Raw genomic sequence first — 10684 nt, 5'->3', positions numbered from 1 at the left:
CGGCTAAGCAGGCTGGTCAGCACCTCCGCGGCGCCGGGGCCGTCACCCGCGAGCACGCGGTCCACCAACGTGGAGTGCTGATCGCCTCCGGCGTCCGGGCTGCACCCGAACGGCCGAACGCCGGTGATTTCCAGCGCGCCGTAGACGACGGCCGCGAGGTGCTCAAGCATCCGGTTGTCCGTGGCGCGCAGCAGCAGAGCGTGCAGTTCCGCGTCCGCACGCTGATAGGCGACCGGGTCGCAGGCCGCTGCGGCCTCCGTCAGCAGCTCGGACAACTCGACCATCCGGGTCCTGGCGATCTCCGGCAGGTGCGCCGACTGCGCGGCTACCAGGTGCGCGGCCAGCGGCTCGAAGGCCTGGCGCAGCTCCGCCAGCTCACGGGCCTGATCGGCACGGAACGGCCCGAGTGCCCGCCACTCGATCACGTCGGGGTCGAGCAGGTTCCATTCGTGTACCGGCCGGATCCGGGTACCCACGTTCGGCCGCGCCGAGACCAGGCCCTTGGCTTCGAGCACCCGCAGCGACTCGCGCACGACGGTCCTGGAGACCTCGAAGCGGTGGCCGATCTCCTCGGGAACCAGCGGGCGGTCCGCGCCGAGCTCGCCGGCCACGATCATCTGGCCGAGCTGCTGGACGAGCTGGCCGTGCAGGCCACGGCCGCGCTGTGCGGCGGCCCGGGGGAACACGGCGGTGCCGTGCGGGGTACCGAGCGGGTAGGCATGCGCCTCGACGACCCGGGCCGAAGCCGAAGCGGCCAGGCCGCCCGGACGGGCCTGAAAGGTCGCGGAGGTGACTGAGGAGACGGTGTTCATGCTGAACTGGTCGGCGTTCCCACCAGTCGGCTTGAGGCCTCCAGCCGCCATTTACTCACTATTGTCACGGAATGCACTCAACCGAGTGATAAATGGCACTTATCCGTCACGGCGCCCCGAGGTCAGACGACTCGACGTCGCCGTACGGCGACCAGTCCCGAAAGCACCAGTACCGTCAACGGCAAAACAAGCAGCAAGTCCAAGGCGGCGGTGTAAGTCACCCCAGGCACCAAGCGGACGACGTACCGCGCAGCCTTGCCCAGATACGGCATCGCGAGGCTCGATGACCGTGGAAGGAACGCCCCGACGAGCACACAACCCAAGACCGCAGACACGGTGGTGACCAACCGGGCCCGCAACACCGCACCGCCGAAAACCCCCAGCGCACCGCCAAGCGCCGCCACGGCGACCGCACGCGGCCCTGGAACGAGCAGCGGGACCGGAAGGGCGACAGGCGTGCCAGCGACCCGGAAACCCAGCACAGCGGTGCCGTAGGCGATAGCCGTCGTGCCCAGACACAGCAAGGCGCCGAATCCCGCCGCAACGATGGCCTTTGCGATGAGCACAGAGTCACGGCGAGGCGCGAGCGTGAACGTGAGTATTCCCCCGCGATAGCGGTACTCATAGTCGATGGATGTCGCCCCAAACCAGGCCGCTCCCCAGACAGCGGCGGCACCAGGCAGCACTATGCCGACCACTCCCCCGGCGACCACCCACGCCCCGCCAGCATGCATCGGCGTGTGCTGCGAAGCGAGGGCGATCACGTGGCTGAGCTGAGAATGCCCAGGATAGTCACGACTGGCATAGGCGTGATCTGGATACATTTGATTGGGATACACGTGCTTAGGATACGCATGGTCGAGAAAGGCACGATCGGGATTGCCACGGCCAGGATGCGGCGGGCTCGGCAACGGTGGAAAAGGATGCATGAGTCCGACCATGTGACGTGCCGCAGGAAGCGTGAGCAGCGCCGAGCCAGCAAGTGCCGACAGCACCGCACCTCGCGTTGACCGAATACCGCGCAGCCTGGCCAACTCGTACCGAACAGCACTGATGACGCTGCCGATCATGGAAATCAGGGAGATAAAAGCTCTCACCGTCCGGCCTCCGGCTCCTCCGACGGTTCCGTCAACGCGCGTTCCGCACTCTCGCCCCATGCCTCGCCAAACGGACTCACCGATCCGCCTCCGCCTCCGCTGCCGCCGCCGGCAAGCTGCCTGCCGAGGACGATTCGTGCGCGGCAGTTGCCGATGTAACCACCGACTCGACGGCCAGAGCAGCAACCGACGCAGCCGCTGACTCAACCACCGATTCATTCATTGACGCAGGCGCTGGCTCGATGGCTGATGCGGTCATGGACGCGGGCACTGGCTCGATAGGCGATGCAGTCATCGAGGCACGCAACGACTCGACTGCCGTTCCCGGCACGGTGCCCATGGCACCCAGCACTGGCGCAGGCACAGGCACAGGCACAGGCACAGGCACCTGCCATCGCTCCCGAAGCGAGTTCCGGGAAGCCCTGGACCGGCACGATCGGCCTGCTCCGTCCCGAGCACGCCGCGAGCACCACGTCCGCCGGATCGGATCCGGTGAAGTGCTCGGACAGCTCATGCACCGGAATATTGTGCCGGAACGCCAAGTCCCCGACTCGTGCACGGTCCAGCCCGCGCACTTCCAGGCAGGCGCCCTCGCTCTGCGTGCTGCGCGCCCCGGCCTCCGCGAGGATCGCCGCAAGCCGGACGATCTGCGGGGACCTCACGATGACCGCTGCTCCGGTCGGCGCACGCAGCACCTCCTCCGTGGTCCTGGTGCCGACCAAGTAACCGGAGTCGAGCAGCAGGATTCGATCCGCCAGCCCGACCAGCGTCTCGGTATCCGACCCGGTGACCAGCGCGGCACGCCCCTGGCTGGTGAACGCCCGCAACAGCGCCCCGAGCCACGCCACGCCCTCCGGTTCGAGACCACGCTCCGGGCAGTCGAACAGCAGCGCCCTGGGATCACCCAGCAACGCGAGCGCGATGCCGAGCCGGGTGGCCATGCCGTCGGTCAGGTCGGACAAGGGCGTGCCGCCGTGCTCAATCAGCCCGGCGATGTCCAGAACAGCGTCGATCCGCTCTGCGGGACTTCGCCTGCGGCTCACGACAAGCCGATCGGCGAACCGCCGCCAGCCGCCCACGTCGTCCCCGTCCCGCGCGGCACGCCGGTCCGTCGCAAGAGCGAGGCGGAGCTGACCGCGCACTGTCCGGTCGGGATGTCCGACACATGGATCGAGCAACACGCCGACCTCGCGCATCGGGTGCCGGAGCGATCGGTACGGCCTACCGTCGAACAGGGTCTCCCCACCGCCGCGTTCGAGTTGCACCATCCGGCGCAACAGCGTGGTCTTGCCGGCCCCCGTGCCACCGAGCACCCCGGTCACCTGACCGGGCCGCACGTCGAAGCTGACCGCGTCGAGAACGATCCGGCCGCGCCGGCGTACCGTCAGGTCGATGGCCTCGATCACGCCCGGCGCCTCCTGGCTGCGTTGATGACCCGCAGGGTTGACGACCTGCTCGGCCGGTCCCTCCTGTTGGTTCCTCCTGATCGTCGGGTGGGGTCTTCGCACATGGCAGGCTGACACGCTCAGCTTCGCCGGAAATACACCCGCATGGGCGCGGCGAACGGGGCGAACGTACGCCGGTGGAGTGGCTTGCGTATCAGGTCAGGCCGTGCTTAGCAGGCCGTGCTAGGCAGTGGGGATTAGGAGCAGTACGGATTAAGAAGCGGGAGCCGCAGTCACGTCGTCTGTCATGCATGCTTGCTGCGCCGTCGAATGTCATCCACGCTGTCGGATCATCCGCATACACCCGATGTCCAGACGGCCCACGCACACTCGCTGCAATCGCCGGTCGGCCGCGTCACCCGGCGTGCAGACAATCCGACGCTCGCTCACTGCGCTTTCAGGCCGTCCGCGTATCCCGGTGTCCGCGTATGCCCGGTGTCCGCGTACGTCCAGTGCGCTGGTGGCCCTTTGCTCGGTGCGCTGGTGGCCCTTCGCCTTGTGATCTGCGGACAGTCGTTCGTTTTGTGATCACAGGTGCCATACCCCGCGGCCTTATCCGATCCCTGTTTTACAGGAGCGGCTGAGCGGCTAAGCCGGTCGGAGCATTGGCGGGTTCAGCAGGGTCACGTCGCCCAGCCGGAAGAGCTGCGCCGGGCGACCACCTTGGCGGGCGGTCGTATCGCCGACCGGGATCAGGAATCCCGGAGTGCCGGTGACTTTGCGGTGGAAGTTGCGGGGGTCGAGCGCGACGCCCCACACCGCCTCGTAGACCCTGCGCAGCTCGCCCACGGTGAACTGCACAGGGCAGAACGCGGCTGCCAGCGGCGAGTACTCCAGCTTGGCCCGCGCACGCTCGACGCCGTCGGCCAGGATCCTGGCGTGGTCGAAGGCGAGAGCCGCACCGGTGGCGGCGGGATGCGGCACGCTCGGGAACAGCGCAGGGAGGAGCGCGGCGACCGGTGTCCACGCCGCGGCCACGGCGTCCCCGCCGGCCCGCGGGGCCGGTAGATCGGGGGCGAGCGCCAGGTAGGCGACGGAGATGACCCGCATCCGCGGATCGCGATCCACCGTGCCGTAGGTGGCCAGCTGTTCGAGATGCACGGGCAGTTCGGCGAGCCCTGTCTCCTCGGCCAGTTCCCGCGCGGCCGCCCGATCGAGTGACTCGGCCTCGCGAACGAACCCGCCCGGCAGTGCCAGGCAGCCCAGGTAAGGCTCCTCACCCCGCCGAATGACCAGAGCCGAGAGAGCACCATCGCGAACGGTGAGGACAACCAGGTCCACAGTGACCGCGAACGGCGGCCAATCGCGAGGGTCGTAACCTGCCGGACTCGGTGAGGTCGCCATGGACGCGCATCGTATATCGTCCGAATGACGATAACCAGTGACGAAGAGTTCTTACGCGCCACCGGTCACAGCGCCTTCCGTGCCCGGACCGACTCCCGCTCAACTGCGTCGGCATGAACGGCGCGCATCTCGTTCAAGCGGCGCGCAGTTCCCTTGGCCGCCTCGCGGACGAGGTCGGGCCCCACTCCTCGCTCCAGCCCCTGCTTGATCAGCGTGGCGAGCGCGTAACCGGGCACCGCCTTGCCTGCACGTTCCAGGCAGAGCCGACTCCAGGCACCCCAGCCGAGCGCCCACGCCGCCCACGCCGCGATGGAGAACGCCGCGGCGGCCTGCTCGGCGGTCACGGCACGGCGGGCCAGTTCGACGCTCAGCGCGACCGCTTGCCCCGCGCGGTCATCACCGCACCAGGTGGCCAGATAATCGCGCACGCGAACATCCGTGAGGCCGATAAGGAGTTCGCCCGCCGCCACATCGTCGAGAGCCCGGTCCGGCGGGACCTGGCCGTCGCACAGGCTGTCTGCGAGCTGCCAGGCGCGGGCGACGTCAGCCCATTCGAAATCGAGCATCTGCGGGGCGGCGACCGGCCGCCGAAGCGAAGCCGGGACGTTGTCTGTGGTCGTGGTCGTGGTCGTGCTTGTGGTTGTGGTTGCGGCCGTGGTTGTGTGGTCACCGATGGGGCGGCATTGGCATCCGGTGCTACCGGCCAGGGCGTGGGGGTCGGCCAGTAGATGCGGGGCTCCGGCGGTAGCGGTGGTCTCGGCGTCGGAGAACACGGGAGTGGTCGCCGAAAGGCCGCGACGGCCATCAGGCTCGTCGTAGCTCTTGAGGTGCCCATCCGGGGTGATCAAGGGCTCGTCGGTGAGCGACGCTGCGGTGGAGCAGCAGGTGACGCCGGAGCTGGCGCAGTCGACGATGTAAGCGGGATCGAGTTCGGGTTCAGATTCGAGTTCGGGATGGCGCCCGGCGTGTTCGGTGGCGATGCGGTCCAGGGCTGCGTCGCAGGCCGCGCGCATACGCTCGGCCATGTCCGCGCCGTACGGTTCCAGCCCCGCCGCCAGCGCGGCGCGGTTGGGCAGCACAGCGAGCCCGGAGTAGGCACTGAGCGGGGCGATGGCACTCGCTCCGGCATCGACCGGCGAACCTTCAAGCGGGCAGCAGGCCTGCCGGTCGCACAGGAACGACCACCACCGTCCGTCCGCCACGAACAGCACGTCGAGTGGGGCGACGCCTGCGACGCGCAGCGGCGTGCACATTCCAGCGACCACGCGCCGGTAGTCGGCCATGCGAGCCGGGCCACCCTCGGGCGGATAGATCACGCACAACGTCTCGTTCGCGCCGGTGTTCACCATGCACCCGGCGACCCAGCGGCCGAACGCCGCCGGACTGTGAGTCGCCGTGCTGAGATCGACCCTGAGCCCGTGGCTGATGGCGGCGCGGCCATCGCCCTCGGACCGGCTCAGGCCGAGGACGACGACGCTCGAATCCGGATGAAAGCCGAAAAAGTGCGGAATCGCGGCGGTCACCTCGGCCGGGGAACCCAGCCGCACCGCACCGTCCGAACCGCAGTCCAGGTGGCCGGCCAGCGCATCCACTTCAGCGCCGCCGCCGGCGCCGAACTGGAACCCGTCGAAGCGGTCCGCCAACGGCTCGGCCGTTGCACCGTCCCCGCAGCCGTTGCAGCCGTTCCCCGAGCAACCACGCCCGCCGCAACACGTGCTTCCCGTCGTGGTAACCGTCGTCACGCTCATCGCGCCATGCCTCCCTCGCGTCGTCTCCGCCGCCGATCGGCGGATCGGACGGTGCTCGTCGCAGCCGTCCTGAGACAACGATCACGCGTTGGCAAGTCCCGTGGGTAAGTTTTTTGGCCGTCTGTGGATAACCACCCCTTGTGGATAGTGAGCCTCGCCTGAACAGCGCAATCGATCATCTGATGAGTGAGTGACGGGGGACGTATTAATGCGACGAAAGGAGGATCGAGCGGCCTCGGCACGGCAATACAGTCACGTTTTCGGCGAGTCTCAGGCCCTTCTCAGCGCGCCGAGTGACACTTCGGGCATGCGGATTCTGGTGGTTGACGACGATCAGGCGGTGCGGGACTCCTTGCGCCGCTCGCTCGCGTTCAACGGTTACGACGTCGACGTCGCCCCGGACGGGCTCGCCGCCCTGGAGGCCATCGCGCGGAACCGGCCCGACGCGGCGGTGCTTGACGTGATGATGCCGCGGCTGGACGGCCTGGAGGCGTGCCGTCGGCTGCGATCGGCCGGCGAGGACCTGCCGATCCTTGTGCTCACCGCGCGTGACGCCGTCTCGGACCGCGTCGCGGGCCTCGACGCCGGCGCTGACGACTACCTGCCCAAGCCCTTCGCGCTCGAAGAGCTGCTGGCCCGGTTGCGTGCCCTGCTGCGCCGCACCCAGTCCGCCTACGCGGCCGGGCAGGACGTCCTGACCTTCGCCGACCTGTCATTGGACAGCGCCGCTCGCGAGGTGACCCGCGGTGACCGCACGGTTCGCTTGACCCGCACCGAGTTCAACCTGCTCGAACTGCTCATGCGCCACCCCCGGCAGGTGCTGACGCGGGCTCAGATCCTTGAGGAGGTCTGGGGTTTCGACTTCCCGACGACCGCGAACTCGCTTGAGGTCTACATCGGTTACCTGCGCCGCAAGACCGAGGCCGAGGGTGAGCCGCGCCTGATTCACACGGTACGCGGCATCGGCTACGCCCTCCGGGAGACCGCTCCGTGACTGCCGCCGCGAGCCGGGGGAAGCGGCCGAAGGCGGTGAAGAACCCCCTGCGGACCAAGCCGAGCAGTCGATCGATAAGCACGGCGCTGCGCGGCATGTCGCTGCGAGGCCGCGTTTCTCTGCTGGTCATGGTGACCGTCGGTCTGACGCTGACCATTGCGTCGATGGTCAGCTACATAGTCGTACGCAACGAGATCAACACTCGTTTCGATGAGGATCTCTTCCAGCGCGCCGCCTTCGCGGCCACCTCGTCACTGCTGGCGAATCCCGACCAACTGGGGACCAACAGAGACGTGGCGGTCTTTCTCAACGCGCTCGGCGTGCAGGAGACGATCATCGAACCGGATGGCACGCCGGTAGTGCCTTTGACCATTCAGGTGACGATGAACGGTCATGTGATGACCGTGCAACCCGCGGCACCTGTAGGACAGCCTGAACTCGACGTCGCAGCTGGCCGCTACCTCCAGAACACACGCACGGTCGTCGAGAGCGGTGGTGCTTACCGCGTGATCTCCGCGCACCTGGGAAACGGTTCGACGCTTGTTCTCGCCGCCTCCCTGGCTCCCACGCAGGCCACATTGCACACGCTGGGGCTTGCGTCCGTGCTCGTGGGATTGTTCGGCATCGCCATCGCTGGGACCGCAGGCTTCTTCGTCGGCCGCGCCGCCCTGAGACCGGTCGCACGGCTTACGGTCGCGACCGAATACATCGCGAACACGGGTGACCTGCGCCGGATCGAGGTGTCGGGTAACGACGAGCTCGCCCGGTTGACCACCAGCTTCAACACGATGCTCGTCGCCCTCGCACGGTCGCAGGATTACCAGAAACGTCTCGTCGCCGACGCAGGGCACGAGCTGCGCACTCCGCTGACGTCGATCCGCACGAACCTCGACCTGCTCGCGCAGGCAATGGCAGAACCGGACAATCCGCGGCTGTCCGCGCAGGACCGCGTTGATCTGATGAACGACGTACGCGCCCAAATGGAGGAGCTTTCAATACTGATCTCGGACCTCGTCGAGCTGTCCCGAGACGAGCGACCGGTTCACGCCATCGAGCAGATCGACTTCGCGGACGTCGTCGAGCGCGCGGTACAGCGGGTGCAGCGACGCGCGTCATCGCTCACGTATGACGTCCAGCTCACACCGTGGTACCTCCAGGGCAATCCGGCGGCGTTGGAGCGCGCGGTCACCAACCTGCTGGACAACGCGGCGAAGTGGTCGCCACCCGGCGGCACGGTCTCGGTGAGCCTGCGCGAGGGCGCGCTCCAGGTCGCCGACCAGGGGCCGGGGATCGCCGACGAGGACTTGCCGCACATCTTCGAGCGTTTCTACCGCTCTCCCGAGGCACGCACCATGTCGGGCTCCGGTCTCGGCCTCGCCATCGTCAGGCAGGTCGCCGAGAACCACGGTGGCAGGGTCGCCGCGGCGCGGGCGCCGGGCGGCGGCGCGCTGCTCGGCGTCTGGCTGCCAGGCGTGGGCGGCCTCTCCCTGAACGAGCCGCCCAAGACACCGACGCCGACTGCTCCGGGCAGCTCAAACGGGGCGGCACCGGCGGTGGGAACTCCGTAGGCTCAATTCCACATCCAGTTCTCCAAGCCATCTCAGCCCCATCTCAGACAGTTGGAAGAAAGTACAGTCATGACCGAGACGCCTGATCATCGCGCGACCGAGCCGGCGGACGAGACGGCGGATGCAGTGCCGAGCTCAGCACCGCTGGCGATGCCCGACATACCTGCCGCCGGGGCCGGGACGCCTGACACACCGCCGTGGCCCGAGTCGCCCTCGCCCTACCCGGGACAGGCCGAGTTGGCCGCGGCCGATATGACGGCTCAAATGGCACCTGCGCAGCCCGCCTCACAAGCCGAGGCCACGCCTCTGGACGCCACGCGGGTCCTTCAGCCTCAGACGACCCAGCCCCAGACAACGCAGCCTCAACCAACTCCGCCTCAGATGGCTCAGCCTCAGATGACACCACCTCAGCCAGCGCAGCCTCAGCCGACTCAGCAGCCCCAGCCGTCACAGCCCGCGCCGGAGGCACGGCCGACTGAGCCGATCAACCAGCAACTCCAGTCGCCTGCCGGGCCAGCGCCTGTACCCCCTGCACCGATGTGGGGTACTCCCACACCGCCACCTCCGTTCCCAGCGCAAGGCTGGGGCGGCGCACCCGCGCAGGGCACTCCGGGCGCCCCGCCGCCGCCCAACTGGGCTACGCCGGCCCCCACCGGTCTCCCGCCCTACGGCACGCCCGAATCGGCCTCCGGGCCCCGCGAGGGCAAGAGCTCCGGTGCGCGGCTGGCGATCACCGTGGCGATCCTGGCCGGTCTGGTGGGTGGCGGCCTCGGCGCCGGAATAACCTATGCCGTCAAGGGTGACAGCACGACCACGGCCTCATCGCTCGCCGGTTCCACCAACACCGGCAACGCGAACGGCCTCAACACCAACTCGCCGAACGCCAACGCCGTGACCGCGGTGGCGGCCAAGATCCTGCCGTCCGTCGTGACCATCTCGGTGACCGGCAGCGACGGCTCGGGCGACGAGGGCAGTGGGATCATCATCTCGTCCGACGGCAAGATCCTGACGAACAACCACGTGGTCGCCGCGGTCTCGTCCGGCGACACGATGACCGTCACCTTCGGCACCGGCCAGATCACCCCGGCGAAGATCATCGGCACTGATCAGTCCAGCGACCTCGCCGTGATCCAGGCCAGCGGGGCCAGCGGGCTGCAACCGGCCTCCCTCGGCGACTCCTCGTCGGTCGTGGTCGGCGAGGACGTGGTCGCGGTCGGCGCGCCGCTGGGCCTTTCCAACACCGTGACCAGCGGCATCGTCTCGGCGCTCAACCGCCCGGTGGTGCCGTCCAGCGACAGCGGCTCGCAGAACAACAACAGTTCGACCCAGTCGGTGCTCGACGCGATCCAGACCGACGCGTCGATCAACCCGGGCAACTCCGGCGGTCCGCTGGTCGACATGAACGGCAAGGTGATCGGGGTCAACTCGGCGATCGCGACGGCGAGCGGCGGCTCCTTCGGCGGCTCGCAGAGCGGCTCCATCGGCCTCGGCTTCGCCATACCGATCAACCAGGTCAAGTGGATCGCGGACGAGCTGATGAAGACCGGCAAGGCCGCGCACTCGCTGCTCGGCGTCAGCGTCGCCGACCCCGACACCTCCGCGACGCAGGCCGGTGCCGCCGTCAAGACGGTGTCAGCGGGCGGGGCGGCGGACAAGGCCGGGATCAAGGTCGGCGA

8 protein-coding genes are annotated in these 10684 nt (G+C 68.4%); 3 read left to right on the top strand and 5 right to left on the bottom strand.

Annotated elements, in window-relative coordinates:
* The 5 genes from VGS97_RS07510 to VGS97_RS07490 form a co-directional block, all read right to left on the bottom strand.
* Nucleotides 1-812, bottom strand: an 812-nt coding sequence (locus tag VGS97_RS07510) for a FadR/GntR family transcriptional regulator (RefSeq protein ID WP_414641660.1), incomplete at its 3' end; no start/stop codon positions are given.
* Nucleotides 813-934: 122 nt separating this feature from the next.
* A complete protein-coding gene (locus VGS97_RS07505) occupies nt 935-1909 on the bottom strand; it encodes a hypothetical protein (RefSeq protein ID WP_326852524.1) in 975 nt (324 codons plus the stop codon).
* A gap of 215 nt (nt 1910-2124) precedes the next feature.
* Nucleotides 2125-3417, bottom strand: coding sequence for an ATP-binding cassette domain-containing protein (locus VGS97_RS07500; RefSeq protein ID WP_326852523.1), 1293 nt, complete (start codon nt 3415-3417; stop codon nt 2125-2127).
* A gap of 525 nt (nt 3418-3942) precedes the next feature.
* Nucleotides 3943-4698, bottom strand: coding sequence for an NUDIX hydrolase (locus VGS97_RS07495; RefSeq protein WP_326852522.1), 756 nt, complete (start codon nt 4696-4698; stop codon nt 3943-3945).
* A gap of 65 nt (nt 4699-4763) precedes the next feature.
* On the bottom strand, nt 4764-6446 hold the full coding sequence (locus tag VGS97_RS07490; RefSeq protein ID WP_326852521.1) for a DUF4192 domain-containing protein: 1683 nt from the start codon (nt 6444-6446) through the stop codon (nt 4764-4766).
* A gap of 307 nt (nt 6447-6753) precedes the next feature.
* Here VGS97_RS07490 and VGS97_RS07485 point away from each other — a divergent pair, with 307 nt between their 5' ends.
* From VGS97_RS07485 to VGS97_RS07475, 3 genes are all read left to right on the top strand, one after another.
* Nucleotides 6754-7440 carry a response regulator transcription factor gene (locus tag VGS97_RS07485; RefSeq protein WP_326852520.1) on the top strand — a complete coding sequence of 229 codons (687 nt, stop codon included), beginning with the start codon at nt 6754-6756 and terminating at the stop codon, nt 7438-7440.
* Complete coding sequence (locus VGS97_RS07480) at nt 7437-9008, top strand: HAMP domain-containing sensor histidine kinase (protein ID WP_326852519.1); 1572 nt, start codon at nt 7437-7439, stop codon at nt 9006-9008. The genes VGS97_RS07485 and VGS97_RS07480 overlap by 4 nt, the downstream gene beginning before the upstream one ends.
* A 537-nt stretch (nt 9009-9545) precedes the next feature.
* Nucleotides 9546-10684 (top strand): S1C family serine protease (locus VGS97_RS07475; protein WP_326852518.1); only part of this gene is annotated, 1139 nt, incomplete at its 3' end.

Source organism: Actinocrinis sp. (assembly GCF_035946395.1).
Taxonomy (GTDB): domain Bacteria; phylum Actinomycetota; class Actinomycetes; order Streptomycetales; family Catenulisporaceae; genus Actinocrinis.
This window is presented reverse-complemented; position numbering and strand designations above follow the sequence as displayed.